The 26,365-nt window shown below is 61.5% G+C and carries 32 protein-coding genes, 1 tRNA gene and 2 pseudogenes; 10 read left to right on the top strand and 25 right to left on the bottom strand.

Annotation, left to right across the window (positions count from 1 at the left end):
• Positions 1 to 32: 32 nt before the first annotated feature.
• The 3 genes from IVB18_RS24620 to IVB18_RS24610 all read right to left on the bottom strand — a co-directional run bounded on the left by IVB18_RS24620 (position 33) and on the right by IVB18_RS24610 (position 3,533).
• Positions 33 to 1,757 (bottom strand): IS1634 family transposase, encoded by a 1,725-nt coding sequence (locus IVB18_RS24620; protein WP_247983724.1) that lies wholly within the window; start codon positions 1,755 to 1,757, stop codon positions 33 to 35.
• Positions 1,758 to 1,940: 183 nt separating this feature from the next.
• Entirely contained in the window at positions 1,941 to 2,573 is a 633-nt protein-coding gene (locus tag IVB18_RS24615) for a cold-shock protein (protein ID WP_247991487.1), read from the bottom strand.
• A 198-nt stretch (positions 2,574 to 2,771) separates the two neighbouring features.
• Positions 2,772 to 3,533 carry a Sir2 family NAD-dependent protein deacetylase gene (locus IVB18_RS24610; protein WP_247991486.1) on the bottom strand — a complete coding sequence of 254 codons (762 nt, stop codon included), beginning with the start codon at positions 3,531 to 3,533 and terminating at the stop codon, positions 2,772 to 2,774.
• 257 nt (positions 3,534 to 3,790) lie between these two features.
• On the opposite strand from IVB18_RS24610, the gene IVB18_RS24605 reads away from it, so the two are divergent.
• A complete protein-coding gene (locus IVB18_RS24605) occupies positions 3,791 to 3,955 on the top strand; it encodes a hypothetical protein (protein ID WP_247991485.1) in 165 nt (54 codons plus the stop codon).
• A gap of 74 nt (positions 3,956 to 4,029) precedes the next feature.
• Here the strand turns inward: IVB18_RS24605 and IVB18_RS24600 are convergent, their stop codons facing one another.
• A complete protein-coding gene (locus IVB18_RS24600; RefSeq protein WP_247991484.1) occupies positions 4,030 to 4,329 on the bottom strand; it encodes a hypothetical protein in 300 nt (99 codons plus the stop codon).
• A gap of 259 nt (positions 4,330 to 4,588) precedes the next feature.
• Between IVB18_RS24600 and IVB18_RS51670 the strand changes: the two genes are divergently transcribed.
• Positions 4,589 to 4,720 (top strand): hypothetical protein, encoded by a 132-nt coding sequence (locus IVB18_RS51670; RefSeq protein ID WP_256477075.1) that lies wholly within the window; start codon positions 4,589 to 4,591, stop codon positions 4,718 to 4,720.
• Here the strand turns inward: IVB18_RS51670 and IVB18_RS24595 are convergent.
• The 6 genes from IVB18_RS24595 to IVB18_RS24570 all read right to left on the bottom strand — a co-directional run bounded on the left by IVB18_RS24595 (position 4,717) and on the right by IVB18_RS24570 (position 7,651).
• Positions 4,717 to 4,914, bottom strand: coding sequence for a hypothetical protein (locus IVB18_RS24595; RefSeq protein ID WP_247991483.1), 198 nt, complete (start codon positions 4,912 to 4,914; stop codon positions 4,717 to 4,719). The two genes, IVB18_RS51670 and IVB18_RS24595, sit on opposite strands and share 4 nt — an antisense overlap.
• A gap of 279 nt (positions 4,915 to 5,193) precedes the next feature.
• Entirely contained in the window at positions 5,194 to 5,544 is a 351-nt protein-coding gene (locus tag IVB18_RS24590; protein WP_346732675.1) for a GrlR family regulatory protein, read from the bottom strand.
• 553 nt (positions 5,545 to 6,097) lie between these two features.
• Positions 6,098 to 6,235, bottom strand: a complete 138-nt coding sequence (locus IVB18_RS24585; RefSeq protein WP_247991481.1) for a hypothetical protein — start codon at positions 6,233 to 6,235, stop codon at positions 6,098 to 6,100.
• Between the two features lie 295 nt (positions 6,236 to 6,530).
• Positions 6,531 to 6,827 (bottom strand): HU family DNA-binding protein, encoded by a 297-nt coding sequence (locus tag IVB18_RS24580; RefSeq protein WP_247991480.1) that lies wholly within the window; start codon positions 6,825 to 6,827, stop codon positions 6,531 to 6,533.
• Positions 6,828 to 7,196: 369 nt separating this feature from the next.
• Positions 7,197 to 7,424, bottom strand: a complete 228-nt coding sequence (locus tag IVB18_RS24575) for a hypothetical protein (protein WP_247991479.1) — start codon at positions 7,422 to 7,424, stop codon at positions 7,197 to 7,199.
• Positions 7,418 to 7,651 carry a hypothetical protein gene (locus tag IVB18_RS24570; protein ID WP_247991478.1) on the bottom strand — a complete coding sequence of 78 codons (234 nt, stop codon included), beginning with the start codon at positions 7,649 to 7,651 and terminating at the stop codon, positions 7,418 to 7,420. The genes IVB18_RS24575 and IVB18_RS24570 overlap by 7 nt, the downstream gene beginning before the upstream one ends.
• 434 nt (positions 7,652 to 8,085) lie before the next feature.
• On the opposite strand from IVB18_RS24570, the gene IVB18_RS24565 reads away from it, so the two are divergent.
• Positions 8,086 to 8,271 carry a hypothetical protein gene (locus IVB18_RS24565; protein ID WP_247991477.1) on the top strand — a complete coding sequence of 62 codons (186 nt, stop codon included), beginning with the start codon at positions 8,086 to 8,088 and terminating at the stop codon, positions 8,269 to 8,271.
• Between the two features lie 379 nt (positions 8,272 to 8,650).
• Positions 8,651 to 8,953 (top strand): hypothetical protein, encoded by a 303-nt coding sequence (locus IVB18_RS24560; RefSeq protein WP_247991476.1) that lies wholly within the window; start codon positions 8,651 to 8,653, stop codon positions 8,951 to 8,953.
• 705 nt (positions 8,954 to 9,658) lie between these two features.
• On the opposite strand, the gene IVB18_RS24555 is transcribed toward IVB18_RS24560, so the two are convergent.
• The 6 genes from IVB18_RS24555 to IVB18_RS24530 form a co-directional block, all read right to left on the bottom strand.
• Positions 9,659 to 10,045 carry a hypothetical protein gene (locus IVB18_RS24555; protein ID WP_247991475.1) on the bottom strand — a complete coding sequence of 129 codons (387 nt, stop codon included), beginning with the start codon at positions 10,043 to 10,045 and terminating at the stop codon, positions 9,659 to 9,661.
• Positions 9,988 to 10,227, bottom strand: a complete 240-nt coding sequence (locus tag IVB18_RS24550; RefSeq protein ID WP_247991474.1) for a hypothetical protein — start codon at positions 10,225 to 10,227, stop codon at positions 9,988 to 9,990. The genes IVB18_RS24555 and IVB18_RS24550 overlap by 58 nt, the downstream gene beginning before the upstream one ends.
• A gap of 3 nt (positions 10,228 to 10,230) precedes the next feature.
• A complete protein-coding gene (locus IVB18_RS24545) occupies positions 10,231 to 10,671 on the bottom strand; it encodes a DUF3800 domain-containing protein (protein ID WP_247991473.1) in 441 nt (146 codons plus the stop codon).
• Between the two features lie 42 nt (positions 10,672 to 10,713).
• Positions 10,714 to 12,057 carry an IS1182 family transposase gene (locus IVB18_RS24540; protein WP_247986834.1) on the bottom strand — a complete coding sequence of 448 codons (1,344 nt, stop codon included), beginning with the start codon at positions 12,055 to 12,057 and terminating at the stop codon, positions 10,714 to 10,716.
• Positions 12,058 to 12,649: 592 nt separating this feature from the next.
• Positions 12,650 to 13,246, bottom strand: coding sequence for a group II intron maturase-specific domain-containing protein (locus IVB18_RS24535; protein WP_247991472.1), 597 nt, complete (start codon positions 13,244 to 13,246; stop codon positions 12,650 to 12,652).
• Complete coding sequence (locus tag IVB18_RS24530) at positions 13,213 to 13,494, bottom strand: helix-turn-helix domain-containing protein (RefSeq protein WP_247983521.1); 282 nt, start codon at positions 13,492 to 13,494, stop codon at positions 13,213 to 13,215. The genes IVB18_RS24535 and IVB18_RS24530 overlap by 34 nt, the downstream gene beginning before the upstream one ends.
• Positions 13,495 to 13,532: 38 nt before the next feature.
• Between IVB18_RS24530 and IVB18_RS24525 the strand changes: the two are divergent.
• Positions 13,533 to 14,663, top strand: a pseudogene (locus tag IVB18_RS24525) (IS630 family transposase).
• A 5-nt stretch (positions 14,664 to 14,668) separates the two neighbouring features.
• Here the strand turns inward: IVB18_RS24525 and ltrA are convergent.
• The 3 genes and pseudogenes from ltrA to IVB18_RS24510 form a co-directional block, all read right to left on the bottom strand.
• Positions 14,669 to 15,369 (bottom strand): annotated as a pseudogene (ltrA, locus tag IVB18_RS24520) (group II intron reverse transcriptase/maturase); the annotation flags it as partial.
• A gap of 574 nt (positions 15,370 to 15,943) precedes the next feature.
• A complete protein-coding gene (locus IVB18_RS24515; RefSeq protein WP_247991471.1) occupies positions 15,944 to 16,717 on the bottom strand; it encodes a reverse transcriptase domain-containing protein in 774 nt (257 codons plus the stop codon).
• Entirely contained in the window at positions 16,678 to 17,091 is a 414-nt protein-coding gene (locus IVB18_RS24510; protein WP_247991470.1) for a hypothetical protein, read from the bottom strand. Before IVB18_RS24510 ends, IVB18_RS24515 begins: the two co-directional genes overlap by 40 nt.
• On the opposite strand from IVB18_RS24510, the gene IVB18_RS24505 reads away from it, so the two are divergent.
• Both IVB18_RS24505 and IVB18_RS24500 read left to right on the top strand, forming a co-directional pair.
• Positions 17,090 to 17,275, top strand: a complete 186-nt coding sequence (locus tag IVB18_RS24505) for a hypothetical protein (protein ID WP_247985493.1) — start codon at positions 17,090 to 17,092, stop codon at positions 17,273 to 17,275. The genes IVB18_RS24510 and IVB18_RS24505 overlap by 2 nt on opposite strands.
• The gene (locus IVB18_RS24500) at positions 17,268 to 19,478 is read left to right on the top strand and encodes a recombinase family protein (protein ID WP_247991188.1); all 2,211 of its coding nucleotides are present in this window, start codon (positions 17,268 to 17,270) and stop codon (positions 19,476 to 19,478) included. Before IVB18_RS24505 ends, IVB18_RS24500 begins: the two co-directional genes overlap by 8 nt.
• Here IVB18_RS24500 and IVB18_RS24495 read toward each other — a convergent pair.
• A complete protein-coding gene (locus IVB18_RS24495; RefSeq protein ID WP_346732656.1) occupies positions 19,466 to 20,026 on the bottom strand; it encodes a hypothetical protein in 561 nt (186 codons plus the stop codon). The two genes, IVB18_RS24500 and IVB18_RS24495, sit on opposite strands and share 13 nt — an antisense overlap.
• Positions 20,027 to 20,717: 691 nt before the next feature.
• Between IVB18_RS24495 and IVB18_RS24490 the strand changes: the two genes are divergently transcribed.
• Entirely contained in the window at positions 20,718 to 21,170 is a 453-nt protein-coding gene (locus tag IVB18_RS24490) for a VOC family protein (protein ID WP_247991469.1), read from the top strand.
• Between the two features lie 287 nt (positions 21,171 to 21,457).
• A complete protein-coding gene (locus tag IVB18_RS24485) occupies positions 21,458 to 22,096 on the top strand; it encodes a glutathione S-transferase (RefSeq protein WP_247991468.1) in 639 nt (212 codons plus the stop codon).
• A 130-nt stretch (positions 22,097 to 22,226) separates the two neighbouring features.
• Here IVB18_RS24485 and IVB18_RS24480 read toward each other — a convergent pair whose 3' ends face one another.
• Genes IVB18_RS24480 through IVB18_RS24470 form a run of 3 tightly spaced genes read right to left on the bottom strand, consistent with a single transcriptional unit; the run spans position 22,227 to position 22,958 of the window.
• Positions 22,227 to 22,394: a hypothetical protein gene (locus tag IVB18_RS24480; RefSeq protein ID WP_247991467.1), complete on the bottom strand. Its 168-nt coding sequence runs from the start codon at positions 22,392 to 22,394 to the stop codon at positions 22,227 to 22,229.
• A 6-nt stretch (positions 22,395 to 22,400) separates the two neighbouring features.
• Positions 22,401 to 22,646, bottom strand: a complete 246-nt coding sequence (locus tag IVB18_RS24475; protein ID WP_247991466.1) for a hypothetical protein — start codon at positions 22,644 to 22,646, stop codon at positions 22,401 to 22,403.
• A 57-nt stretch (positions 22,647 to 22,703) separates the two neighbouring features.
• A complete protein-coding gene (locus tag IVB18_RS24470; RefSeq protein ID WP_247991465.1) occupies positions 22,704 to 22,958 on the bottom strand; it encodes a PilZ domain-containing protein in 255 nt (84 codons plus the stop codon).
• 224 nt (positions 22,959 to 23,182) lie between these two features.
• Here IVB18_RS24470 and IVB18_RS24465 point away from each other — a divergent pair.
• A tRNA-Glu gene (locus IVB18_RS24465) sits at positions 23,183 to 23,257 on the top strand.
• 117 nt (positions 23,258 to 23,374) lie between these two features.
• Here the strand turns inward: IVB18_RS24465 and IVB18_RS24460 are convergent.
• Positions 23,375 to 24,562 (bottom strand): 6-phosphofructokinase, encoded by a 1,188-nt coding sequence (locus tag IVB18_RS24460; RefSeq protein ID WP_247991464.1) that lies wholly within the window; start codon positions 24,560 to 24,562, stop codon positions 23,375 to 23,377.
• A gap of 161 nt (positions 24,563 to 24,723) precedes the next feature.
• On the bottom strand, positions 24,724 to 25,869 hold the full coding sequence (locus IVB18_RS24455; protein WP_247991463.1) for a fructose-1,6-bisphosphatase: 1,146 nt from the start codon (positions 25,867 to 25,869) through the stop codon (positions 24,724 to 24,726).
• Between the last annotated feature and the right edge of the window lie 496 nt (positions 25,870 to 26,365).

Raw genomic sequence — 26,365 nt, 5'->3', positions numbered from 1 at the left:
TTCCAGCGGGCGTGACGGCGCGTCTGCCTACATTATGGGGCGATAGGAATGCCGAGCCGATTGAAGACGTCTTGTTGTAGTGGGGTTGGACTTGTGAGCATAGCGGCCGGGGCGTCCTGACCGATGCGAACGATGTTGCGTGTGAGCGTGGCGAGATCCTGCAACAGCGTTCGAAAGCTGTGCACGGGCCGGCCATCGTGGGTGTGCTTGCGATTAGCCTTGGTTCTGGCCGCGGCCGAGACTCTGGCCTTGGCGACGGGCGAGACGCGCGCGGCGTCGGCGGCCTCGCGGTCGTGATCGTCGAACAGGATCGGGGCCAGCGCGCGGCGCATGTGCCAGACGATGTAATAAGCGAGCATGCAGAGGAAGACGTGGGCGCGCACGCGGCCAGCGAGGCGATGGTGGATCGGGCGCACCTCCAGTTCGACGGTCTTGATGGTGCGGAAGGCGCGTTCGACCTGGGCCAGGCTCTTGTAGGCACGCACCGTGGCGGCGGTGTCGAGGTTCTCGGCCGGCACGTTGGTCCGTAGCACATAGAAGCCGTCGAGCGACGCTTCGTTGGCGATGGCATCCTCGATCCGACTGAAGTCGAACGAAGTGTCGGTGATGGCGAGGTGGAAGTGCTTGGCCATCTTACGCTTGCCCAGCACGGCGCCGACCTTCAGACCGATCTCATCCTCGCCGCGCAAGGGGTTGCGCTGACGCTGCACGGCGGCCTTGACGCGGGCGAGATCCTTCTCGGTCGCCGCCAGCAACTCGCCGCGCTTGCGCCGACGCTCGTCGGCCAGATCCGGGTTGCGGCACACGATCAGGCGCTCGCCGGGGAAGTCGGGGGACGTGATCTCGGCCATATCGCGATCGTCGAACAGCGACAATTGCAGCGGGCCGCCGTCCTCGGCGAGCTTGCGGATCGCCGGCGCCCGCAGAGCGGTGATCCAATCGAGCCCGGCCGGCATCAGATCGGCTTCGATACGGGCGCTGGTGATCATGCCGCGATCGCCGACCAGTACCACACGCGACAGCTTGAAGCGGGCCTTCAGTTTGTCGACTTGCGCGGCCAGCGTGCTCGGGTCGGCGGTGTTACCTTCGAACACCTCCACCGCCACCGGGCAGCCGTCGGCGGCGCACAGCAAGCCGAACACGATCTGCAGCTTGTCGGAACGACCGTCGCGGCTGTAACCATGCCGCGCCAATTCGCAATGTCGCCCCTCCAGATAGCTGGAGGTGAGATCGTAGAGCACCAGCGAGCCGTCATGCAGATGGCGCTTGGCGAGCGTCGCCTCGATCCCCGGTTGGGCCGTGCCGAGCAGGTCGAGCGCTTCGTAAAGCTCGTCCTCGTCGACGGCGCTGAGATCGAGCAGTTCGCCCAGCGAATGCGCCGCCGTCGCCTCGCTGAGCTGGCGCGCCGTGGCCAGCTTGGCGGCCGGTTCGATCACCCGTGCCACGATCAAGGCCAAAGCCAGCCTGGCCAACCGTCTGGGCTTGTCCGGGACAAGGCGATGCAGTCCGAGCTGGCGCGCCATGCCGAGCACCGCGGCCACGTGGCCGTGCGGCAGCGAGCGCTCGATCCGCAGTTGCTCGGCCGGCGAGACCAGCTCCTCGCCTTTCAGGACGCGGCGCAGCGCATCGATCTTCTCATCCGGCCAATGCGACAGGTTGGCCAGCGTGCGCGACTTGATCTTGTCGCCCTCGCGATAGCTCTCGCGCAACAGGATCGCGGGCGGTGAGTTGCGGTTGGGAATGCGGGCGACGAACATGCCGGAATCGAATCACGGAAACCTGCCATTCGCAAGCCAAAAATCATCATTTACATGCCTACAAAATCAGCCCGATCCAAACTTCTCAAATCCTCTCAACGCTCTAACAAAAATCCCGAGGGGAAGTTCGGCTTAAACAACAACCTAAAGCGCGATGATGATTCATCCTCGTCTCATCGCGCTTTAGTGCGAAGAAACCGGTGACCCAGTCTCGGGATGGATCTCCGCCGCCATCATGCCCTTGGAGCCCGGCCCAAAGCGGACCAGCACGTACTGGCCGGGCCGCAACTCGGTCATGCCGAAGCGGCGCAGCGTCTCCATGTGCACGAAGATGTCGGGGGTACCCTCGCCGCAGGTGAGGAAGCCGAAGCCGCGCAGCCGGTTGAACCATTTGACCTGGGCCCGCTCCAGCCCGCTGGTCGCGGTGACCGTGACATGGGTGCGCGGCGGCAGCATCTGCGCCGGATGGATCGCGGTCGACTCGTCCATCGAGACCACGCGGAAGGCCTGGTAGCCCTTGGCGCGCTGGATGCACTCGACGACGATGCGGGCGCCCTCGTAAGCGGTCTGGAAGCCGTCGCGCCTGAGCACGGTAACGTGCAGGAGCACGTCCGGCCAGCCATTGTCGGGAACGATGAAGCCGTAGCCCTTTGAAGCGTCGAACCATTTGATGACGCCGTGGACCTCGACGAGGTTGGCGCTGGCCTCACCAAGTCCGGTGAAGGGACTGAGCGCGCTATCGCGACCGGCGCCGCTGTGTTCGCCCGGCGCGGGAACTCCGACCTTCTTGGACTCAAATCCGTCCGACGACCCCATAACCCCGGACCCCACACATGCCATGCAACCCGCCTCAATGGCGGCGTCGAATCACGCGTCTTTCGAGAATCTTCTCAGCTGGACGCGACGCGAATCTTTCGAATCAAAAGATAACACTCCCGGTTGAGAGGCATAGACAAAAAAGAGATTCGCCGGAACCTATGAACAGCTTGCACAGCCGCGAATCAAACTGATGCCTCAATTGCCGACAAAGGGCCCGAGCGTTTCGCCGATGTCATGGCGGATGACGAGGTCGGCGATGTCGTCCTGCTCGGTCGGCTCGCGATTGATGATCACCAAACGTGCACCGCTGTCCTTCGCCATCATCGGAAACCCTGCCGCGGGCCATACCACGAGCGAGGAACCGATCGCGATGAAGAGGTCGCAATGCTGCGACAGCTCGGTCGCGCGCTGCATTTCATCCTCGGGCATCGACTGACCGAACGAGATCGTGGCGGTTTTCACCGGCTCATCGCACACGGTGCAGTCGGGTGCGGCGCCCGCTTCATCGAAACGGCGCTTCACCCAGTCGAGCTGATAGGTCTGCCCACATCCGATGCAGCGCGCATAAGTGGTATTGCCGTGAAGTTCAATCACGTGGTCGGAGGCGAAGCCCGAGGCCTGGTGCAGATTGTCGATGTTCTGGGTGATGATCGCGGGAATCTTTCCGGCGCGGTAGAGCGAGGCCAGCGCACGATGGCCGCGGCCGGGCTTTGCCGCCGCAAACGTCGCCTCCATCGCAAAGCGGCGGCGCCAGGATTCGTCGCGCGCTTCCTGGCTGGCGACGAACTCCTCGAACGGGATCGGACGGTTGCGGGTCCAAATTCCGCCCGGCGAGCGAAAATCGGGGATGCCGCATTCCGTGGAGATGCCGGCGCCGGTGAAGGGAACGATGGTCTTCGCCTCGGCGATCATGTCGCCGAGCCGTTCAACGCCGCTGCGAAGATCTGATGCGATCAATCGCGACCTCCCGATTTGTTTTTCCGCTAGCGGCAACATGCGCAAGCGACAAGATTGTTGACGCTGTTGTCCACCGCCGAGACGGATTGCGAAGAGAAACACAGCCGGCAACTTTTTCCGCCCATCGCTTATCACAATCCTGCAATGCCTCCTCCCCATTGACGCCCCAATCAGAAGCGCCAATGCATGTCTTCGAATGCGACTCAGTGCGATGCGGCGGCAGTGCTTGAGTTCAGGTGCGAATAGAGGGGATGGACATGACCGAGGACGAAGAACGCAAAGCACGCGAACGCGACGAGATCACCGCACGTGTTGCCGCCTTCCGCGCCACGCAGGAAAAATTCAAGCGCGAGCGTGAAGAATATTTCGTGTCGACGCTCGAGAACGCGCGCAAGGTGGAGCGGCCCTCGCTCTGGCCGTAAGACGCCGCGCCGGATTTTCGCGCATGAAAAAAGCCCGGAGCAACGCTCCGGGCTTTTCGCTTATGAGTGGCTACTTACCAGTGCCGATAATAGTGGCGGTGCCCGTAATACGGCCCGCCGCCGTAATAGGCATACGGACCAGAACCGTAGTACCTCGGCCCGCCGTAGTAGTAGCCGTAGTCGGGGCCATAACCATAACCGTAGCCATAAGGATGGGACGCGGCGATCGCGCCCGCGGTGATCGCGCCGGCGGCCAGACCGAATGCGAGGCCCGGTCCGATGCCGCGACCGCGCGCCTCGGCAGGTGCCGGGGCCGCGATTGCGGTCACGCCGACCGCCGCGACGGTGGCGAGAACTGCCAATGTTTTCTTCATCATGCATCTCCTCCTTCGCGTCTGGCTGGACAACGCGGAGACCCTGCGATGGTTGCGGGCGGCCGTGGAACCGCAAGCCGCTAAAAAAATTTGTGCGGGGGGAACGAAGTCACCTCTTCCGTGTTGAATTTGCGAGTGCCAGGCCTCCGCTATCCGGTAGAGGTCAACGCACGACAGCCCCGTCAGTATCCACCGTGATGCTGGCGGGGTTTTCGGTTCCAGAACAGAAAATGGCAGCTTCGCTCGAGAGAGAACCAGGATGCCCGTCTGGCTCGAAATCCTGCTCAACCTGTCCGGCTTCGCCGGCTTCGTCGCACTCGCGAGCCGCGGTGCCGCGTGCCAGCGTTCAGACGCCGACGATCCGATTCAATCGGAACGGAAAACGCTCTAATTCGCGTGCGGTGTCTGGCCGGCGGTGCGCACCAGCCGGTCGGCCTTGACCGCGACATGCGTATCCTCGGCCTGCGGCCGCAGTGAGAAGCTGATCACAACGAAGGCGAGGCAAAACAACGTGCCGACCACGGCGACACGCCGGTAGGTGTGCCGGTCGCCTTGATAAAAGGCTGGTTCTGAAAAGGGTGTCATGACAAAGCGGTTCTTGGCAAAAGTTCTTGGCAAAGGTTCTTGGCAAAGCGGTTTCTTGGTTGTCGTTGCCAGAAACCTATCCCAACCCGCCGCAACTGCAACGCGATTGGGCTTTTAACCTAACCGAATAGGGTTATCGGCTTTCCCGCAAGCTTTCGTTAGAGCGTTTTCCAGCGAAGCGGCCGCCGGTTCGCGGGAAGAAAACGCGTCAAAACAAGAATCTAGAGCCCCGTTCCGATTCAATCGGAACGGAAAAGGCTCGAGGAACTTGCGAGCGCCTCAGATCTCGGCGAGCCACTTCAATGTCGCGCGAAAGCCCAGGCTGCGACGCCCCGTGACCAGCACGGTGCCGAACGCCTCGGCCTCCTCCCCGCTGAACGTCCCGGAAAATCCGCTCGTCGCCTCCTGCCCGCCGAACAGCGGCCGGATCAAGGGATCGGCGAACGGCGAATGCTGGTTGGTGACGAGTTCGCCTTTCCAGGTGCCGTTACCGACCGTGTACGACCCGCGCGACCAGTAATGCGGCCCGCCGCCGAGCAGCACGCCATCGCGCAGCACCAGCACGCTGCTGTCGCGGCCCTTCACGCCGTCGAGCATGTGAAGGTGGATGGAATAAAGGCCGTTCTTCATTGATGCGCCCGCCGTCGCAACGACGATAGCGCCGGATGCGGAGGGCGTCGAGACGGTGACGAAGAAGTTCTGGCGTTCTGCTGACCAGCTTTGTTCCAGCTTCACCCGCATTTCGTTCTCAAAGAACGAATCGGAATCGACGAAATCGATGCGGAGCAACTCCTAACAATTGGTTTGCGTCGCGCGAGCGAACGCCCGATCACATCGAATTCGGCGCGCTTGAAACGCGCTCGCATCGACATCAGCAGGCACGGCTTGTTCTGCATCCGACTCCATTTCGTTCTTAAAGAACGAATCGGAGTCGAGGAATTCGACACGAAGCGATTCCTAATGATCGATGAAAGCGCCGCTGCTCACTTCGCCGGCGGCAGAAATTTCGAGACGACCGCAAACACGATGACGATCTCGCGGCACGGCTCGCATCGGAAGCTGTTGGTCGAGCTCGCGTCATCGGCTTGGCGCATCGCGGGCATGTCATGCAAGCCGAACGCGGATGGCAGATGCTCGTTCCTACGCAGTCGGCGGCAACGTTCGAGATCGCTGACGACGCGCCTCAAGCCGCCCGCTTTGCGCTGTCCTTCGCCGCAAAGCATTCGAGGATCTGGATGCGGAGTTCTTCTGCGGCCGGGCCCTCGACCTTCCTGAGCTGATTCCAGAGCCTGATCACTTCACGCTGTTTCTCGATGGTCATGAGTCACCTCCAAGGCGACTAGAACAAAAACAGAACAAAAAGTCCAGCCCCGTCACCGCGGCGCGGTTGCTTTTTGGATTCTCAAACTTAAGTCAGGGATATTGCGGACGGCCAGGCGCTGAAATCCCATTGCCGTCAGCCAGAGCCCCGTGCGAAAGCGCGGGGCTCTTCTTCTCAATCGTTCGCTGATGGGAGCGTCTTCAGGTTCGCCGAGGCGGGCCATTGATGGCCAAACGCCCCCTTGGTCCGTCTGCCTGAGTGCCATCCGCATGGCACTCAGATCGCCGTGGCCGGATTAAACAGCGTCCTTGGCGACCTTCAGCGGCGAGGCCTTGACCGACTTGCTTGCGGGCTTCGCCGCGAATTCCATCGGCTCCTTCGTGAAGGGATTCACACCGCTGCGGGCTTCGGTAGCGGGCTTGTGCACGACCGACATTTTCGCGAAGCCGGGAATAACGAACTCACCGGACTCGTTCAGCTCCTTGTACCCGACAGTCGCCATGTACTCGATGACCGACTTCACGTCGCCCTTCGCAACTTGCGTGCCCTCTGCAATTGCATCAATCAATTGATTCTTGGTCATCTTCGCCATGTCTGGAATCCTCTGAATTTGGTGTGCGCGAGCTACGATGTAACTCTGCCTGGGACGTGGTAAAACTACGCAGCGCGCTGCTGTTCATACCAACGGTCATGAAACTCACCGGGCTTAAAACCTATCGAGGCCCAAAACGCAAGCAGCAGTTCGGCATGAGGTTCCGTACAACACCGGGGCAGGTGATGCCCACATCACCCGAAGTCACGAAAGCCCCACACCAAAATTCCAAACATCAGGACAAGAATGCAGGCCGAGCCAGCAACAACATTGAGCCCGACCTTGGCACCGGAGAGACCTGCCTACCAATTGCAATGCTCAAACAACAACCCAAAGCGCGATGATGATTCATCCTCATCTCATCGCGCTTCAGGGCACGTCACCGCTCTTGCGCGATTCACCAATTGAAACCGGCTTGTTGAGGAAATACTCCCGATTGCCCGTCGCCGCTTCCGCGTATTGATCGATGGCCACAATGACGGCCTGCACGTGCGCATAGCACCACCCCTCCCGCGTGGCTTTGCGTCGAACGTCCTCCAGGGCTTTCAGGAAGGGAGAAAGCTCAGACTCATCATCGAACCAGCGGAGCGCTACCACGTCCGGCCTCCAAGAACCCTGCCCTTGTTCTGATGGATCGCGCCCTTTTTCATCTCGTCCCGCTGCTCACAGAGGCCATCAATCCTGACCAGCATCCGGCCCAGCAACGCTTCCGCCGAGGCCGTACCGACGCCCGCCCGTTGAAGCTGGAGGATCTCCTTCCGTTGGCGCCCGACCTGGATGCGCATGTGTTCGATGTCCCGCCTGATGAAGTCCAGGTCCGGCATGTTCAGCTCCCGTCATGCAGAGATCGATTAGAACAAAAAGAGAACAATGAGTCCAGCCGCTAGGGCTAGGCGGAACCTGGGCAGCCCCACAAACTATGGATTCAATGCGGACGCGAACAGCGGAACGGCGAGCAAGGAAGACCTTTTGAGGCAGGCTTCCAAGGCCCCATCAGCCCCGCTCATGCCGGTGCGGGTTTTGCTTTTGACAAACGGAACGAACGGGATCGGCATCAATTGGTGCCAGGAGCAGACGCCGCCTGCTCGGAGTGGGAAGACCCCGCGCTCGCCCCCCCGACACGGGGTCTTTCTTTGAGGACCCTTCCTGCTGTGGATTGAAGCCATCCCGGCCCACCGGATCAGAGGTGTTACTTCAAGGCCTGCAAGCCCGCCCCAAGGTGGGTTCTCTTTTCAGGCCGCTTCCTGCATAATGCAGCATGGCAAAAACTAAAGTGACCTTTAGAACCGTCCGCGTTTCAGATGGCGACTGGAAAATACTGGCGGATTACCCGGAGAGCGAGCAGCGTGAAATCACAGGGTTCACCAGCAAGGCAGATGCGGACGACTGGATGAACGGCGACCGCAAGATCGCCTGGCTCCGCTCCCAGGGTTACGCCAAGTGACCCGATAAGTGACGCGATAGCTCTCCAACGCGTCGCCCTTCGCCGACGCGCGCATCGCTCCGCAACGAGACATTCATTGGCATCGCAAGGCTTCCCACGCGCGAAGAACGATTTGCCGTGGGCAAGCAGCTTCTTGATCGGCTTGAAGCGAACTGAGCTGGGGCTGTCACCGTAATTTGCCCCCTCAGAGAAACCGGTGCACGCGTCAGTCAAGATCGCGGCGCAGCCCGTCTGCGTCGAACACGGCATCCCTATCGGCTTATCCCGCCTAACGAGTCACCTCATCGTGAAACTTGTGGCCCAGCATGCGTTGTTGAGACTTCAGTAACCCAACGCCTCCAATCTCCCGTCAGTATCGTTGCGTTGGAGTATCCCCACAGTGTTGGATTTTGACGAGCTGCGTGAACTCGCGGCCGATGTTCGCGTTTTTGTCGACGTTGCCGAAGACAAAGCTGAAGCGCTGAGAGCCGTCATCGCGGCTTATGACGTGGTGTTGGCGATCTTCCCTTCTGAAGAAGGTATGGGCCTCCACGTCGTCAAAGGCCGCGAGATCCTGAACAAGATTACGAAATCACGGACCCATGCAATTTACAGCCACACGGCAATCGCGGTTCCTGACCTAGAACATGCAGAAGTGCTCAAGTACCTGACATCCCCCGTCGAGCAACGGATTGCAGCGTAGTTACAGGCGGCGATCCTGTCGGCCTCGGCCGCCGGGCAGTTCGCCGCGAGCAGGTCGCGACGGAGCGCATAGTCGCCGTCGTCAAAGAAGGTGCGCGCCCGGCCATTGCCGCGCTGGGTGACATGGTGGGGATAACCGGGGACGACGACACGGGCGAGACCGACTATGCCGCAGCATGCCTGCAAGCCCGGACAGCTTCAATTGAATGCACTGTCACCGTAATCTTGCACCGTAATCTGGCCAGGTGTCGACTGGACGGCGGGGGCTCGGCGGGAGCAACCTCTCGGCGTTCACTGGTACAGGAGACGAGCATGACCCTCATATGGCTTGGTGTGCTCCTTGTTTTCGGCGGCATACTCCAAATGGCGTATCAGCCAATCTGGCGAGGTCGATTAAGTGGTTCAAAGTGGCTTCGCTACGGGCGTGACACGCTGGAACCTGAAAGACCGGGTAGCGGCTTGGGCATCAAATCGAGTTGGCCTGGACTTGTGATGGTCGCGCTGGGCGGCGCTTGCTTGCTGGCCGGGGCTGCCGTCTGAGTTGAAACGGGCGTTCCGCATTATCTAGCCGGGCCCTCGGGTGCTGGAGCTATGTCTCTTCCTGCCCCATAGCGTCATTGCGCTGCTGTGCAACAACAAGTCGAAATGCTGTTCAAGAAGGCCACAGTTGTGCGCAAGATATTCGACGTGTCCAAAAATAGCGCCGTCAGTGGTATCCGGCCGCATACATTGACCGACAGGCGTCGAGATATGTGGTGACGTGCCCATGCGCCCTGATTAGGCCGGCAACGTCAATGTCCGTGCCAGCGAACTCGATCCCCTTCCGGTTGGATGGGTAGCGATACCGATCGCCCTCTGGATCAACGTCGTGGATGTGGGCGACGAGTTCTCGGCACTTCATACCCCAGTCGTCATTTGGCGGGGAACCGTAGCAATCCATGACCCGGTAAAGCTCGCCCCAGAGATCGAGAAGCCTGTGCCCGACCAACTGTGGGGCACTATCGTCCACCTGCGCGAAGTCGGCTATGGTCGCCTTCAGCGCCAGCTCAATTGAATGCCTCGCCAAAAAGAACAGCGGCTCAATGAGGTGCATGCCCCTTGCCCGTCTTCATACGCCTTCTTCGCCAGCTGTTCGAAGGCCCGTTCATAGGAGAACGCGAAGTAAGCCCATGTCCCGTCCCATCGCTCCCCGAATTCCCGCGGGTGAATAAACTTCGAGACGGCCGAATCCAGGTTTTCTATCTCGTCATAGAAGTCCTCAAACGGGTCGCTCATGCGTTAATCCCACGCCCGGTCGTGAAACCCCGTCGCAACAAAGCCTCGGTGAACGATCTTCTCGCACAGGATCTTTATCATCTGGTCCATTTCGTATTCCGGACCACCAGGTTCCTTCGACTTCAACAGTGCGACGCCATCACGCCGAGAATAGAAAGCGATGAGGTCGGCGAGCTGGATAGCCCTGCACGCCTTCTTATCGACTGTTCCTATTGAGTGAAGAACACTCTCCAGCCCGTAGTGCTTGCGAACCCAATGGAATTCCTTCTCCGCCTGCGCGTTGTTGTCGTGCCCCGCCTCCAGCAGGAATTTGATGCCCTCCGAGTGAACGCGTTTTCCTATGCGGATGTCCCTGAGAAGCCAGTCGCAAATAACCTGGAAGCAAAACGTATAGGGCGCTACGGTTGTTCTAGGAGCCTGTCCCGGTAATGGACTTGGGATCAAGCGAATCGAGTTCTGAGCGTTTTTTTGGAGACAAGTTTCTCCTTAGCGTACTGCTGCGAGTTTTGTGAGGTTGTGGGCGGTGCAGATCATGGCCCATTCGGCTTTGACCTTGTCGATGCCGCGCAGGAGGAACTGGCGGAAGCCTCTTGCCTGCTTGATCTGGCCGAAGACGGGCTCGACGATCTGTTTTCGCAATCGATACCGGCTTCGATAGCCTGCGCGCTTGAGCTTTGTGCTCATTCTGGCGATCAGCGTGCCGGATTTGAGCTTCCTTTTTGCCGTGGCCGCCTTGGTGCCGTGCTTTTGCCGTCCAGTGGCGACGTAGCCCTCGATCCGGCGTCGAACGAGCGTGCGAAGATTGGCTTGCGAGCAATAGCCCGCATCGGCCGATGCTTCATCCGGGTTCGTCCCGAGATTGGCTTTGATGGCATCGAGCAAGGGTGCGAGCTGCGCCTGATCGCTCGGCGAGTTGGTCAGCGTGTGCGCCACGATGATCTGATGGGCGCCATCGACGGCGGCCTGTGCGTTGTAGCCCTGGATGAAGCCGTTTTTGGTCGGCATCACGCGGCTGTCGGGATCGGTGAAGTTGCGTTGCGCCTTGTCGCTCGGCTCTGCCGTGACAGGCTTGGACTTGCGTCCCGGCCGGCCCCTGCCGCCGTCGCCGGAGCCGTCGTCGTCCGGCTTCGAGGCGGCTTTGGTTTCGGCAGCAGCCTTGGCTTCGGCTTCCAGCGCGGCCTTGGCGGCCCGGATCTTCTCGAGCCGCTTCTCTTTATTGGCCATCCAGTCCGGCATCTCGTCGCCGCGCTTCAAGGCTCCGAACTGGCGGTCCTCGGCCTTGTCGGTCTGAGCGGCTTCGGCGAACCAGCGTTGGACTTCGGCAGCAAGCCTCGGTTCGGCCTCTTTCATCCGGCCATAGCTCATCGCCTTGTTGATCCCGGCATTGGCCTTGATCTTGGTGCCATCGAGCGCCACATGGCCAAGCTTCACAAGGCCGGCCTCGCGGCACAGCTTCAAGACCTGCCGGAACAGGCCCGATAGCGCGGCCAGATGGCGCTTGCGGAACTCGCTGATCGTGCGGAAGTCCGGACGCTGCATCCCCGTTACTGCCGCAAAATCCAGCCGCTCCTCGCAGCCCCGAGCGATCCTGCGCGACGAGTAGATCCCCTGGCTGTAAGCATAAAGCAGCAGCGCCACCATCATGCCAGGATGATAGGGCGGAAAGCCGCGCTCCTCGTCGTAGGCATCCATGATCGCCGACAGGTCCAAACCCGTGCGAACCGTGTCGCGAACAAAGTGGGCCACGTGCCCGGGAGGCACCAAATCCTGGACCGACGGCGGCAGCAGCCAAACCTGATCAACGTCCCAAGGACGAAATGTCTTGCTCATCCGCCGTTTGAATCACGACGCTTGTGCTTCGTCGAGAAAAATCCGATTACTCGGACAGGCTCCTAGACGTGTCAGCCCGGTACATCGAATTGTCTTTGTAGTTTCCTTTTTCGGCCGACATGCTAACGCCGAAACTGACGTGCTTGCAGGCAACTTGCGCTATCCGTGCGACAAACGCCTGCTTACTAAGAACAGGCCAGCCCTTGAACTCACCACGAGTACCGTGGAGGTCGAGAGCATGAAGCACTGACACCTTCCTTTCAGTGAAATACGGCTCGACCTCCGTTTCGAATGCTGCCCAAGAATCTTCGCTCGCAAGGTAACCCGCGATTGTTGTTATCGGGTTCTGAGCGTCCTTCCCGCTGTCGTCGAGATAACAAACGAGCATAGCGACCTACTGGAGAACTTCGTTTCTCAATTCTGGAATTGTAGAGTCGAGGAAGGGCGCGGTAGCTTGGGCCATTCGGCAACGCCCCGTCTCCCTTCCCCGCTCATCAAACCGGACGTGCGGATTTGTCGAGTAGGCCGGCGGAATCTCACCGCCGGCCTCTCATAGATCCCAGCGTGAGACTCTCGCCTCACTGGGCTCCCATCAGGCGAACGAGCCGCGTATGCCGATCTTCCAGTGTGCGAACAACCCGGGACGTTCGCGAGATAGTCGTTCGAGAACGCGGCCGGTCTTGGCCTTGCGACCCATAAAGCGTTTGAACTTCCGCATCATCCAAGCCTCGATTGTCTGATTGACGTATCGAAGGATTGGCCCCAGAGCCGCCCGCGTGAATCGACCGTAATACTCAATCCACCCCCGCAGGAGTGGATTGAGCTGCCGAGCGATGTCAGCCATTGACACATGGGTCCGTCTTCGGAGGTTCAAATCCCGGATTGCCGCCCGCATAGACTTCAGCGCCGAAGCGCTGACCCCAGGCAGAAAACTGCAAAACACCGAGGCGTCTTGTGAGTTCTTTGCCCGTCGCGGCCGGAAGCAGTAGCCAAGGAAGTCAAACTTGACGTTCGAATAGCTCCCCTTCCGCCGGCTGTCCTTACAGTAGACAATCCTGGTTTTGGTGGGGTGCATCTCAAGCCCGCATTCTGCCAGGCGAGTTTGTAGCTCGGCCTTTAGGGCTTCCGCTTCTTGCTCGCTCCGGCAGTGCTTCATCACAGTGATTTTGACGTTTTGATACCGAGCCATTCGAGGATCGGCAAGCTTTCCGGCGGCACGAGGATTTCGATGCTTCTGGGGACGCCAGGTTGACGGCGAATGAAACCGTTTCGTTCGAGGGTGACGATCATCTGGTGGACCGAAGGCGGGCTGACGCGGAAATGGCGCTGCATGTCGGTTTCGGCGGGTGGGCGTCCGAACATGTGCGCGTAGGTGTAGATAAAGGCCAGGTAGTGTCCCTGCTTCTCCGTGAAGTGCGTGCCTGATTTTTGACTCATCGCTGGATTCGTCCCGGCCTCCGACAAGGAGGCGAAGCATGAATGTACGTTATCGGGTCGAATTGAGCCAAATCGAGCGGGACGAACTGACGGCGATGCTGGGCGGCGGGAAGCATGCTGCCCGCAAGCTCAAGCGGGCGCAGATTTTGCTGGCGGCCGATGCCGGCAGTTGCGACGCGGAGATTGCCCGGTCTGTCCGGGTCAGCCTGTCCAGCATCGGCCGGACCAAGCGCCGCTTCGTGGAAGGCAATCTGGAGCGGGCCTTGAGCGAGGAACCGCGTCCGGGCGCAGAGCGCAAATTGACCGGCAAGGAGGAGGCCCTGCTGGTGGCGACGGCGTGCGCCAAGCCGCCCGCCGGCCGCAAACGTTGGACGCTGACGCTGCTGGCGGACACGATGGTCAAGCTCACCGATCATGACAGCCTGTCGGGCGAGACCGTGCGTCGCCGGCTGGCCGAGAACGACCTCAAGCCATGGCGCAGGGACATGTGGTGCATCCCCTATGTCGACGGCGAATACGTCGCCCGCATGGAGGACGTGCTCGACCTCTACGCCGAGGCGCCGGATCCCGTCCGGCCGCTGGTCTGCTTCGACGAGACCCCCGTCCAGCTCATCGGCGAGGTCCGTCAGCCGATTCCAGCCGAGCCGGGACAGCGCGAGCGTTACGATTACGAGTACCGCCGCAACGGCACCGTCAATCTCTTCGTTACCTTCGACCCGCATCGTGGCTGGCGCAACGTCAAGGTCACCGAGCACCGCGCCGCCGTGGACTACGCCTACTGCATGCGCGAACTCGTCGACGTCCATTATCCCGACGCCGACTGCATCCGCCTCGTGTAGGACAATCTGTCGATCCATACCGCCGGCGCGTTGTATCAAGCATTTGCGCCTGCCGAGGCCCGTCGCATCCTGCGCCGCCTCGAATTCCACTTCACCCCGAAACACGCCAGTTGGCTCAATATGGTCGAGTGCGAGATCAGCGTGCTCCAGCGCCAGTGCCTCGGCCGCCGCATCGACGACCCAAAAAGGCTCCGAAACGAGATCGCAGCATGGCAAAAGCGGCGGAATAAAACCCGAGCCCGCATCAAATGGATGTTCACAACCGACAAGGCCCGCGCCAAACTCGGCCGCGCCTATCCAGCCACCGCCAAAGAGTCAAAATCACTGTGATGAGCCACTAGGCCATCGTCTGCATACCTACACCATGGGAGGTTGGGGTGCGCCCGTCCCATCCAGAGGTCGAAGTGTAGTGCAGGAAAAGGTTGGATAATATAGGGCTAATCACGCCACCCTGAGGGGTGCCGCGGGTTCGCTCGATAATTATTCCATCCTTGTCCATAGGTACCGTCAGCCATCGTTCGATGTAGAGCAGCGCCCACTTGCACGTCACGTGCTTCCGGACAGCCCGTAGCAAAAGTTCGTGGTCGATGTTGTCGAACAGACCTTTGATGTCGAACTCGAGAACCCAGTCGTATTTCCAGCACCGCTTGCGCGTGACGCCGATAGCATCGAGTGCCGATTTTCTCGGCCGATAGCCATAGGAGTCTGCCAAAAATATTGGGTCCAAGTCCGGCTCAATGAGTTGTTTGACAACCATCTGGGCCACTCGATCCGCTACGGTTGGCACACCTAAAATCCTCTGGCCTCCAGCCTTTTTGGGAATGGAGACGGCGCGCACCGGTGGAGGAAAGTAGCTTCCCGAGCTCATCCGATTCCAAAGCTTGTAGAGATTGTTCTGCAAGTCGGAGTCGAACTGCTCGATCGTCTGTCCATCCACACCGGCCGAACCCGCATTGGATTTGACCGCTTTGTAAGCGTCGTACACACGTTTCTTATCGATATGAAACGGCTTGTTTGTCGTGATCGTCGTCGTCATCCTGTTTCCAGTTGGTACGTCAATACGATTTGTCCTGACCCGACCCCTTTGCTCCGGCCCGATTACGGGGCCTTCACCGCTAGTACGGGTCGGTCCGCCCCAGGCCCTGGCTTCGGTACTCTCGCCTCGCAGTTTTGGCCGCTTCAGCTTCTCCCTTGGCATCCAGGGACTGGTTCCTGCAGTTCCACACGAAAGCCTGCATCCGCTTCACGCCCCCTATACGCCGACTGCTATCTGCCCAGTAACCAGGTAACCGACAGATTTATCCCAGAGGATGCGAGCGCCTCTGGTTTTGGCAGTGTCTAAAGCCTTTCGGCGCGTCACCGAGGGTTTGCTCACGCTCGTCTCTCGAATGCTCACCTGCCCGAATTTCATTCGGACTTTTGATCCAACGCTCACCACCACGCCTTTTGAACGCAGCAGCTTGGACTGGTTTGGGACCTGCTCCTGAAAGCCGATCCCGAGGGGCCCGCCCTCATCTTTCGCGCAGCTTATCCCCACGGTCAGTTGTTCACTGCAAACCCCCTTCCGTGTGCATCTGCAGCACACCCCGCATCCGGCTTTCCGACAGACTTCACTGCAGGTCCACGGGGACGGCGCGAGGTTGAATGCGGGTGAGGCGATGCACGCCGAGTTCTCCGAAGATGGTCTTCATGGAGAAACTGCGCGTACCGCTTCCGCTGACCTTGTGCCGCTTGGCGAGGAAGCGCCTGACACGGGTGTAGACGTGACGATCGACCGCCCGATAGGCCGGAGCAAGCGTCCCGTAGCTGAAGTAGGCCGACCATCCGGCCAACATGCCGTTTAGTCGGTGCTTTACTTGTGGCCACGAGCCCTTGTTTCCCGGCACCAGCACACCGCCGATCTTGGTCTTGATCCGCTTCAAGCTCTTTCTGGATGGACTTGCGCCGAGGTACTTTTGGCCGTTCGAACCGCTGTATTTCGGTCCGAACGTATAACCGAGGAAGTCGAAGCTTTCCGTGCGGGCGTCCTTCACCGAGGTCTTCTCCTCGTTGATGCTCAGCCCGAGTCTGGTCATCACCGCCGCCGTCCACGCCAAGGCCTCATGCGCGTGTCCGCGGCTGAGAATGACGAAGTTGTCGGCATAGTTGACAAGATGGGCGCGGAATGCCTCGTCACACCGCCTCAGCCGCCACAGCTTCAGGAAGCGGTTCATGTAGAGGTTAGCCAGCAATGGGCTGATCACGCCGCCTTGCGGCGTGCCCTGCTTGTTGCTCTTGCCACCAATCATGCGCCGTCTTCCGTTGCCATCCCGTTCCTCGGCCGGAACGCGCAGCCACAGCTTGATCAGCCGCAGCACGTGCCGGTCCGAGACGCGGCGCGCCACGCATCGGAGTAAGTCTCCATGCGGGATCGTGTCGAAGGAAGCGGCCACAGACTACCCATCACCGTGATATTCCAGATTCGCTGACCATCACCCGCGAGCGCCACGCCTTCGAAGGCCAGTCGCTGGCCGTGATCAGCAGCATCCGGCGGCGCGGCGTCCTCCTCGTTCTCGTGGTCTTGCCAGACGGTAGCCGCTCGCTGATTCCGGCCAATTGGACCGATTGGAACGCCGAGCAGGCAAGGCGAACGCCGGCGAACGATGCTGGTGGTGCCCACGATCTCGGCCGGCTTGGCGATTTGCTCCACCTGCGCAAGATCATTGACGCTCTCTACGACCGACCCGTCGAGTCGGTGCAGTGCAAGGAGCGCAACCATGCAACTGAACCTGGCCTTTCTCGACCGCCCCGATCTTCCACCGAACCCCTTTCCAGCAGCCCCGTCGGCGACGGCGTGGGAGCAGCTCGACGAAGCCTCGCGCGTCGCAGCGCTCGAGATCCTCGCACGTCTCATCGCCCGCATGATCTCGGCCAGGTCGACGAGGGAGGCAAGCGATGAATGAACGCGCCAAGATCACGGCCAGCCATCTGTCCCGCCAGGCCATCGTCTACCTGCGCCAGTCGAGCGCCGCCCAGGTCGAGCACAATCGCGAGTCGACCGATCGACAGTATGCGCTTGCCGCCAAAGCCCGTGAACTTGGCTGGCCCAATGATCGCATCATCGTCATCGATGAGGACCTCGGGCTCTCCGGTTCCGGCTTTGTTGCGAGATCGGGCTTCGCCCGCCTCACCGCCGAAGTCGCACTCGCCCACGTCGGCCTCGTGCTCGGACTCGAGGTCTCGCGCCTGGCGCGCAACAACGCCGATTGGCACCGCCTCATCGACCTCGGCGGCCTCACCGACACGCTGATCGGCGATGCAGATGGCATCTATCATCCAGCCCTCTTCAATGATCGCCTCCTGCTCGGGCTCAAGGGCACCATGAGCGAGGCCGAGCTGCATGTGCTGAGGGCCCGCCTCAACGGCGGCATTCGCAACAAGGCAGCACGCGGTGAACTCCGCCGAGGATTGCCGGTCGGCTTTGTCTGGGGCGAGGCCGATGGCGAGGTCCGCTTCCACCCCGACGAGGCCATTGTCACCGCCGTCCGCAACGTCTTCGCGCGCTTCGCCGAAACGGGCTCGGCGCGCCGCGTCTGGCTATGGTTTCGCTCGGAAGGGCTCACATTCCCTCTGCAGATGCACCAGAACGCAGAGATCCGCTGGGTCGAGGCCAGCTACACCGCCATCCACCACGTGCTCACAAATCCCGTCTATGCTGGCGCCTACGCCTATGGCAAATCACGCCAGGAGACGATGCTGGATGCAGCGGGTGCACGCACAAAGCGCGTGCGACAACTGCCGCGCTCCGAGTGGCAGGTACTCATCCCGGACCATCATCCGGGGTTCATCGATTGGCAGACCTATGAGGCCAACCAGGATCGCATCGCCAAGAACACCCGCCCCGGACCGCACAAAGTGGGTGGCGCCGTGAGGGAGGGCAGCGCCCTGCTGCAGAGCCTTGCCAGCTGCGGGCACTGCGGACGCCGCTTGCACACGCACTATCGCGGGCGCAGTTCCGCACCGGGGTATCATTGCCCCGGCAAGATCCTGGTCGAGGGCCGCGGCGTCTATTGCCTCAACATTGGCGGCATTCAGATCGACGAGGCCGTCACGCGGGCCTTCATCGCCGCCCTCGAGCCGGCAAAGCTCGCTGCCACGCTCGCCGCTGCCGAGCGGCTCGAAGCAGATCGCGATACCTCGCTCAAGCAATGGCGTCTCGGCGTCGAGCGAGCAAGCTACGAAGCGAGCCGCGCCGAGCGCCGCTACCGTGCCGTCGATCCAGACAACCGGTTGGTCGCTCGCGGCCTGGAGCGCGAGTGGGAGGAGAGCTTGAGCGCACTCGAAGCCGCCAAGGCCGAGCTTGCACGCCGCGAACGGGAGCGTCCACGCGTGCTCTCCCAAGAGGAGCGCGACCGTCTGCTCGCGCTCGGGCCCGATCTTGCCACCGTCTGGCACGCGGCAACGACCACGCCGCGTGACAGGAAAGAGCTGCTGCGAGCATTGCTCGAGGAGGTCATCATAAAGGTCGAGCGCGACAAGGCTGCAGCCCACCTCACGCTGCGCTGGAAGGGCGGCGCGCTCAACGAGATCGATCTCGCGCTGCCGCGCTCGCGGCCGGCCACGATACGCACCGATGAGGACACGATCGCGCTCGTCCGCCGGCTGGCGGGGCATTATCCCGACGCCGTGATCGCCGGCATTCTCAATCGCCAGGGGCGCGCCACAGCATACGGCCATCGCTTCGAGGCAAGCCGCGTCGGCAATCTGCGTCGCCACTGGGATATCCCGTGCTTCGAGCCGAAGGCCGAGCAAGCCGGAGGCGAACTGCTGACCATCAGCAAGGCCGCGGTCGTGCTCGGCGTCGCCCCTTCGACTTTGCACCGCTGGCTCAACGACGGCATCATTCCGGGCGAGCAGCTGACGCCCGGCGCACCCTGGCGCATTCGCCTGACCGATGACCTCATCGCCCGATTCAGCGAGACTGCTGGGGACGGCTTCGTGACCATGCACGAGGCAACCCGCAAGCTCGGTGTCTCGCGCCAAACCGTGTTGCAGCGTGTCAAGCGCGGCGAGCTCGAAGTCGTGCACGTCACGAATGGCAGGAAAAAGGGAATCCGGATCAAGGTGATAACCCGGCAATCCGAACTCTTCGATCAAACCTCATGAACCAGGGGGCAATATGAAGCGGTGTCCAAGTAGCGCGACAGATCGGCGTCGACCACATCGGTGAAGCCCTGCCGGATCAACCGGTTGGTCTTTCCGATGGCATCGACAGCGCTGCGTTTTGGCCTGTACCCATAAGCACTGTCTTCCAGATCCGCCTCGAAGATCGGTTCCAGCACCAGCTTGGCGGCGGTCTGCGCCACCCGATCGCGAATCGTGGGAATCCCCAACGGGCGTTCTCCACCTCCCGGTTTCGGGATCATCACCCGCCGCACCGGCGCGGGCCGGTACGACATCGAGGTAAGGTCCTCGCGTAGCGCCGCCAACCACTGATCCACTCCGGACCGCTCAATGTCCGCAAAACTCACCCTGTCCACCCCAGGCGCGCCGTCATTGGAACGAGCGAGTTCCCAGGCATGGGCCAGAATGTCCGGCCGACATATCTTGTCGTAGAGCAGATAGAAGCGGAAAGCGGGCTCCGCCTTCGCCTTGCAATAAAGCTTTCTCTGAAGGGTCCTGATCTTATCCGGCGTTTCGAGGCTCATCGCCAATCACCGTTTCCTTTCCTTCTTCGAAAAGCACGTCTGAAGCAAGGGACCTTCCCTCCGCCGGCGTTACCCGGCCTCGACAGTACAACGTCCCTCTCCGACTCCCGCGCGGGCCGCCATCCTGTGATGGCGTTGAAGTACAATCCTCGTCCACGCGGGTCTCCCTGATGACCCGTATCTCTCTTCCAACGTGCCGCGCCCAATACCCCGGCGGATCGAACAGGTGCGCTCGTCGATTGCTTCCCTGTTCGTGCGGCCTTCCCATCACCGTGGCGGGTCGGCATCCGCGTCTTGCCTTTCGAGGCCTGCTCAGGCTTCACTCACGTTACGGCCCGCTGGATTGCTCAGCCGCCCAAAGCGACCTTTGTCACGAGGCTCCGACCCAGCCGGTCACCCAGCCAAGTCGCTCGTCAGCTACCAGATCAATCGACAATTATCCGGGTGGAATCCTCCTCCACTAGAGACACACGCCTTCAGGGCGCACACGGCGACAGTGCATTGAACTCATTCGCCATCGCCACCCTGCTGACTCTGCGGCTTGGTCAGGCTTGGCTGGTTTACTTCCACCAGCCGTTTCGCCCTCACGCGCATGTGCAATCGCCCCCTGCCCCTCATCCCATTTTCCTGCTATCTGATGCTCCCGCCGGTCCGGCCCAAACCAAAAACCCTCCATCCATCCAAGGGAGCAAGAAACATGCGTTACCTTCACACCATGCTGCGCGTGCGCAATCTCGATGTTGCGCTGAAGTTTTATCAGGATGCGCTGGGACTGAAGGAGGTGCGGCGGATCGAGAACGACAAGGGGCGATTCACGCTGGTGTTCCTGTGCTCGGCGGACGACCTCGACGCACTGAAGAAGCAGCCCTCGAGCCGCGGCGCGCCGCTGGTCGAGCTCACCTACAATTGGGACGAGGAGAAATACGGCGAGGACCGCTTCTTCGGCCATCTCGCCTATGAGGTCGACGACATCTACGCCACCTGCGAGAAGCTGATGAAGGCCGGCGTCACCATCAACCGGCCGCCGCGCGACGGCAACATGGCCTTCGTCCGCTCGCCCGATCTGCACTCGATCGAGCTGCTCCAGAAGGGCGAGCCGAAGCCGCCGCAGGAGCCGTGGTCGTTGATGCCCAACACCGGCCATTGGTAACGCCCTCGCCGCTGGAACAAGCCCTCGCGGCTCGCGTTTTCTCCTCATGGAGCGATTGGAGGAGGACGCGATGGGACGCGGACTATTGTTGTGGCTGCTGGGCGTGCCGATCCCGGTGATTATCCTGCTGTGGCTGTTCTTCGGCCGCTGATCGCCTGATCATCCCAGCGTAAAAGCTCCGCCCATGGCGGAGCTTTTTGCATGAGGGCCGCGCCGCAATCGCCGTCGCTCAGGCTGGCGAATTCCGCTATCACCCGCGCCAAGCCTAATGTTGCGGGAGAAGAAACGTGCCGGACACACAGCTGACGATCTGGGGCCGCGCCAACTCGGTCAACGTGCAGAAGGTGCTGTGGTGCCTCACTGAGCTCGCTTTGCCCTATGAGCGCATCGACGCCGGCATGCAGTACGGCAAGACCCGCGAGGCCGACTATCTCGCGATGAATCCGAATGCGCGGATCCCGACGCTGGTCGAGGGCGACTACGTGCTGTGGGAATCCAATTCGATTCTGCGCTATCTCTGCCTCGCGCATGGCCGCGGCACGCCGATCTATCCGGAGGCGCCGAAGAGCCGCGCTGGCGTCGACCGCTGGCTCGACTGGACGCTGTCGAGCGTGCAGCCGGTCGACCGCCCGGTGTTCTGGGGCATCGTGCGCACGGCACCTAGCGAGCGCGACATGATCCAGGTGCAGAGGGATGCCGATGCGGCCGCCGAGGTCTGGGCGATCGCCGATCGCCTGCTCGCCGTGCGCCGCTTCATGGAGGGCGACCAGTTCACGCTCGCCGACATCGCGGTCGGCGCCTATGCGCGGCGCTGGCTCGGGGTCGAGGGCATCAGCCGGCCGGCGCAGCCGCATCTGACGCGCTGGCTCGCCGAACTCGGCAAACGGCCCGGTTTTGCACAGCATGTCGCACCGCCGATGTCGTGAGCCGGTGACGCGGCTTAAGGCACGATGACATCGCGCTGAATCGCCATTCTGCCGCGCGCGTCCGGCGTCATGGCAACACTTGACGGCTACTGTGCATGGGGTTGTTTTCGCGTTTTTTGTTTTGGGACCGCTAGCGCCAGCCGCGCTCGACCAGCAGCACGCCGACGATCAGCACGATGGTCACGACCGCGGTGGCAAGCCACGCGGTCCAGCTCAGGCCGCGGCCGACCCACCACAGCAGCGCGCAATACACCAGCAAGGGAACGAGGAGGTCGAGCCGCAGCAGATCCGGCGACATGCGGCCTCAGCGCCGGACGGTGGCGTCGATGCTGATCGAGCCGCCGATCTTCACGCAGGTGCCGGTGCCCTCGACCATCATGAAGCGCGGGCCATAGGACGCACAGGAATTCACCTTTGCCCTGCCGGTCGCGCCCTTCAGTGGCAAGGTCTTGCCGGCCTGCGGCCGCTCGGCGGCGGGAAGGCGCAGGCTCTCGGCCGCTGCTGCGGATGTCGTTGCGAAGCAGGTGAGGATGAGGACGATTGCGCGCATCCCTCGCGTTCTAGCCCGGACCCGGGCCGCGCGCCATCCGGGTCGCGCAGGCAGATCTTAGAGGAACTTGATGCCGGCCGATTTGCCGCGGCGCCAGACCACCTGGCAGCTCCGCCCGGTGCGCGCATCGCGCGAGAACGCCATCCGGATCACGCCGGGAAGCTGGCTTGCGTCTTCGTCCAGCGTGATCTTCGCGCCGGAGCTGGAGATGTCCTGGACCAGGCAATGCCGCGCCGCGAATCCGCCGTCCAGCGTGATCCAGGCATGCCGCGACAGCAATTTGCGGTCTGCGCGCTTCTTGGGCAGTGGCATGGCTGAAATTCTCCCCCTCCAGCGCTATCTCAGGGAACCCTAAGAAACGGTTGAAATCACCCCCGAATGATCCCGGGGTCGGGGCTGTCCACCGGGTCAAAAGACCGTTCCCGAACGGCTTGCCCACGGCCCCAAAGGCCACTATACGTTCGCCCGCCGCGGCCGCCGGGCACGACTCCTGCGGCCCACGGCCGTGCCGCCAAAAGCGGCGGGGCGTTGCGTTTGCTCCCTTCGTCTATCGGTTAGGACGCCACCCTTTCACGGTGGAGAGAGCGGTTCGATTCCGCTAGGGAGCGCCAGCATCGCGGAATGGCTTTGGTTTGCTTCCGCGTTTTGCGTGATTTGGCAAACCGGGTCTGACGGGAGCCCGTCACGGCGCATTGAACCCCTGGATACCGTGTTCTCGAGCAACCACCCTAAGACGCGCGGTTGAGAAAGATCGGCAGCCCCCGCTTGTTGGAATAAAGAGGACGGTAGCGCTCGGTGTTGTATGTGCTGGCGACGTCCAACATGCGCGGTCCGAGCCTGGCATCAGGGATGGGCACGAGGTCGTAGCGGCCCTCGACCAGCGCCGACATGAGGCCGGTCTTGCCTTCCAAGATGGCATCGTAGGCCATGTTACCGAAAGTCAGGGCGACGAGCTTGTCGATGAAATCAGGGTCGCCCGATCGTAGATCGTAGGTGAGATCAGAGACGATGGTCTCCTCGCCGGCGCGCCGCTTGATCTCGTCGGCAAGCGCTTCGGCCACGCTCGCCTTCTTGCGGTGACCGTAGGCGTCAGGTTCGCCGTATTCCTGGGCCTTGTAGCCCTCCCACTCGGCGCCTTCGCTCAGCACGATCAGCGCGTAGTTGCTTGGGTTGGCGCGCTTCTCCTCGAGCAGCAACTGGATCAGCTTGTCGAGATTGACCTTGTACTCCGGTATCACGCATCGGATCGAGGTCGCGTATGCGGTATAGAGTGCCGTAAATCCGGCGTCGCGGCCAAAGACGCGGAAAATGCCAACGCGCTCGTGTGAGCCGACTGTGGTACGCTGCCGCTGGATGGCATCGCTGGCGCGGGTGATCGCGGTCGAGAAGCCGATGCAGTACTCGGTGTTGCGGACGTCGTTGTCCATCGTCTTCGGAATGGCGATGATCTTGACGCCTAATCCGTTGAGCTTGTCCGCATAGCTGAGCGTGTCGTCGCCGCCGATGGCGATCAGGTGTTCGATGCCGAGCCCCGATAGGTTCGCTAGTACCTGGCCGGTGAGGTCCCAGGACTTGGTTGCGATGCCGCCCTTGGTACTCTCCGAGACTGGAAGGTCCCGGCCCGCGAGATGATCGGGCAGCTTTTTCACGTTTGAGGGATTGGTGCGGCTCGAGTGCAGCACGGTGCCGCCGCGTCGGTCGATGATGCGCGTGTTTTCTCGATTGAGCGGGATGAGGTAGTGCGATTTGCTGGCGGGGTCGTCGAGGTTCAAGTGAGTGAGGCCCTCCCAACCCCGGCGGAGACCGACGACCTCGATGTTGTCCTCGCTGCCGCGATAAGTCACGGTCTTGATGATAGAGTTGAGGCCGGGGACATCGCCGCCGCCCGTGAGAACGCCGATGCGTTTTTTCGCCATGCTCACCTCCCAGGATTAGCATCGCAATAGTGCCTGCGTCACGCCATTGGCGTTTCGCACGCAGACTTCGCATGACGCCGCAGTGCAATCATGCTTTCGATTAAATGCGCTGTCGCCGCAACTCAACGATTCTCACTGCTGCCGGCCTGGCGCAGCGTTCTCTACTCGGCCGCTTCCGGCTTGCGCTCCTCGCGCAGCTGAAAACGCTTCAGCAGTGCGGACACGGTGTCGCGGAAGCCGCCATACTCCAGCTCGGAATAGGGCAGCATCGCAGCGCCGGACCAGCCTTGGCTGCGCATCTCGATCGCCTTGCTTTGTGCGCGCCGGCGCACCTCGTCCCATGCCAGGTTGTCGAAGAAATCGGTATAGGACTCGGCAAAGCGGCCTTCCTTGTCGATCGAAAAGCCAGCGCAGGAAACGATCGGCAGGCAGTACATGCCAGTCACCGGTGTATTGAGCGGCACGGGCATGAGCGGCATGACGTGCGAGCCGCGCGCATCGCCGCCTACGAAGTGCGCCTTGGCGAAGGGAGAGATGATTTCCTCGGGCGCGGGGAAAATTCCCTGGTTCCTGATGATAGCGACCGGATCATCCTTGCCAGTGTACTTGCCCGCAATCGCGTGAAGACGCTGCGCCGACACGGCGGCGGCGACTTCGCCATATGTTTGAGAAACGATGCGATCGATGCCGAAGCGCTCGTTGTCGCGCAGCAGCGCGGCAATGTGGTAGCTGTCCGCGGGAGCGTCGAGTTCGATCACGCTGTCGCCTCCCGTATGGTCCATGTCGATGACGTGGAAACGGAAACCCTTGATCATCGGGGGCAGCATCAGCCCGGCGCAATACATGGGATCGGCGAAGGCGAGGTAGATTGGCAGATTATAGGCGCCCGGCCCGCATTTGTCGGCGGCGAACACCATGAAGGACTCCGCCGGTCTCGCTCCCGACAGGCTGTGGTCGAAGCTGAGTTCGGCGACGCCCGGGCCGGAACCGCGAATGTTTCCGGACGGTGCGTCTGCGAGAAGATCCTGGCCGGCGCCGTAGAGCCCGGAAGTCTTCGCGACCGCAGTGGCGGCGAGAAACGCCTTCCAGGCGAATTGATGGACCTCGGAACTGCCTTCGCCCCGCGTGTGCGTCATGATGATCGCGATGTCATCGCCGGTGTGGCAGATGAAGGCGTCGATCAAAAGACCATTGCAGATCGCTTTCGCGGCCTCGCCCTCGACAGCTGCCATCATGCGCGAAGACGGTTTCGTATGCCCGCCGACGGACCCAATGTCAGCCTTGATCACCGAAAGAGTGAGTCTCATGAGCATCCCTCCCAGCAGCACAATTCAGCGCCTCGGCCACGACGCTTGGCTTGCGCCGGGGCGACGGCGCTGCTCATTCACGGCAAGAACACCTGATGTTGCGATAAGTTCCAGCTGGAGGGTTGATAGCCCTCTGCAACCGAGCGGTTGATTTCGCTCGATTATCGCCCTTCGCTAGGGAGCGCCAGCATCGCGGCTGCGGTGATGCCTGTCCGGCTACTCCCCAGCACTGTCTTGCCCGAGATCGCGTGCGCAACACGGTACCGTTTGCCGATGGCGATGAACGGCATCTCGATGAACCGTCACGACAGCCACGCCATCGGCGTGGCGCATAGGGACCGGCGAACGAGAGCGCGAACAGGGCTGCGATCACCGCCGCAAGCGATCGCGGGCCAAAGCGCCGACAAACGCCAGAATGATCACCAGCGTTGCAAAGCACTCCACCGTCATCGACCAAATCGGTCCATTGATGTCGTGCCTGATCATCAACGCATTG

This window comes from Bradyrhizobium sp. 186 (genome assembly GCF_023101685.1).
Classification (GTDB): Bacteria; Pseudomonadota; Alphaproteobacteria; order Rhizobiales; family Xanthobacteraceae; genus Bradyrhizobium.
Note: the sequence above shows the minus strand (reverse complement) of the source record. Positions and strands in the feature narration are given on the sequence as shown.

Coding starts and splice junctions, on each gene's coding strand:
- IVB18_RS51670 (WP_256477075.1), top strand. CDS start 4,589: ATGCCCGTCTGGCTCGAAATCCTGCTCAACCTGTCCGGCTTCGCCGGC.
- IVB18_RS24590 (WP_346732675.1), bottom strand. CDS start 5,544: ATGAAGAACGGCCTTTATTCCATCCACCTTCACATGCTCGACGGCGTG.
- IVB18_RS24550 (WP_247991474.1), bottom strand. CDS start 10,227: ATGAGCGACCCGTTTGAGGACTTCTATGACGAGATAGAAAACCTGGAT.
- IVB18_RS24600 (WP_247991484.1), bottom strand. CDS start 4,329: ATGAAGAAAACATTGGCAGTTCTCGCCACCGTCGCGGCGGTCGGCGTG.
- IVB18_RS24540 (WP_247986834.1), bottom strand. CDS start 12,057: ATGAGCAAGACATTTCGTCCTTGGGACGTTGATCAGGTTTGGCTGCTG.
- IVB18_RS24570 (WP_247991478.1), bottom strand. CDS start 7,651: ATGCCGGACCTGGACTTCATCAGGCGGGACATCGAACACATGCGCATC.
- IVB18_RS24530 (WP_247983521.1), bottom strand. CDS start 13,494: ATGAGTCAAAAATCAGGCACGCACTTCACGGAGAAGCAGGGACACTAC.
- IVB18_RS24615 (WP_247991487.1), bottom strand. CDS start 2,573: ATGGGGTCGTCGGACGGATTTGAGTCCAAGAAGGTCGGAGTTCCCGCG.
- IVB18_RS24565 (WP_247991477.1), top strand. CDS start 8,086: ATGGCAAAAACTAAAGTGACCTTTAGAACCGTCCGCGTTTCAGATGGC.
- IVB18_RS24475 (WP_247991466.1), bottom strand. CDS start 22,646: ATGCGCGCAATCGTCCTCATCCTCACCTGCTTCGCAACGACATCCGCA.
- IVB18_RS24535 (WP_247991472.1), bottom strand. CDS start 13,246: ATGGCTCGGTATCAAAACGTCAAAATCACTGTGATGAAGCACTGCCGG.
- IVB18_RS24510 (WP_247991470.1), bottom strand. CDS start 17,091: ATGGTTGCGCTCCTTGCACTGCACCGACTCGACGGGTCGGTCGTAGAG.
- IVB18_RS24480 (WP_247991467.1), bottom strand. CDS start 22,394: ATGTCGCCGGATCTGCTGCGGCTCGACCTCCTCGTTCCCTTGCTGGTG.
- IVB18_RS24580 (WP_247991480.1), bottom strand. CDS start 6,827: ATGGCGAAGATGACCAAGAATCAATTGATTGATGCAATTGCAGAGGGC.
- IVB18_RS24595 (WP_247991483.1), bottom strand. CDS start 4,914: ATGACACCCTTTTCAGAACCAGCCTTTTATCAAGGCGACCGGCACACC.
- IVB18_RS24460 (WP_247991464.1), bottom strand. CDS start 24,562: ATGGCGAAAAAACGCATCGGCGTTCTCACGGGCGGCGGCGATGTCCCC.
- IVB18_RS24620 (WP_247983724.1), bottom strand. CDS start 1,757: ATGTTCGTCGCCCGCATTCCCAACCGCAACTCACCGCCCGCGATCCTG.
- IVB18_RS24455 (WP_247991463.1), bottom strand. CDS start 25,869: ATGAGACTCACTCTTTCGGTGATCAAGGCTGACATTGGGTCCGTCGGC.
- IVB18_RS24585 (WP_247991481.1), bottom strand. CDS start 6,235: ATGACCATCGAGAAACAGCGTGAAGTGATCAGGCTCTGGAATCAGCTC.
- IVB18_RS24500 (WP_247991188.1), top strand. CDS start 17,268: ATGAATGAACGCGCCAAGATCACGGCCAGCCATCTGTCCCGCCAGGCC.
- IVB18_RS24470 (WP_247991465.1), bottom strand. CDS start 22,958: ATGCCACTGCCCAAGAAGCGCGCAGACCGCAAATTGCTGTCGCGGCAT.
- IVB18_RS24555 (WP_247991475.1), bottom strand. CDS start 10,045: ATGCACCTCATTGAGCCGCTGTTCTTTTTGGCGAGGCATTCAATTGAG.
- IVB18_RS24605 (WP_247991485.1), top strand. CDS start 3,791: ATGACCGAGGACGAAGAACGCAAAGCACGCGAACGCGACGAGATCACC.
- IVB18_RS24505 (WP_247985493.1), top strand. CDS start 17,090: ATGCAACTGAACCTGGCCTTTCTCGACCGCCCCGATCTTCCACCGAAC.
- IVB18_RS24490 (WP_247991469.1), top strand. CDS start 20,718: ATGCGTTACCTTCACACCATGCTGCGCGTGCGCAATCTCGATGTTGCG.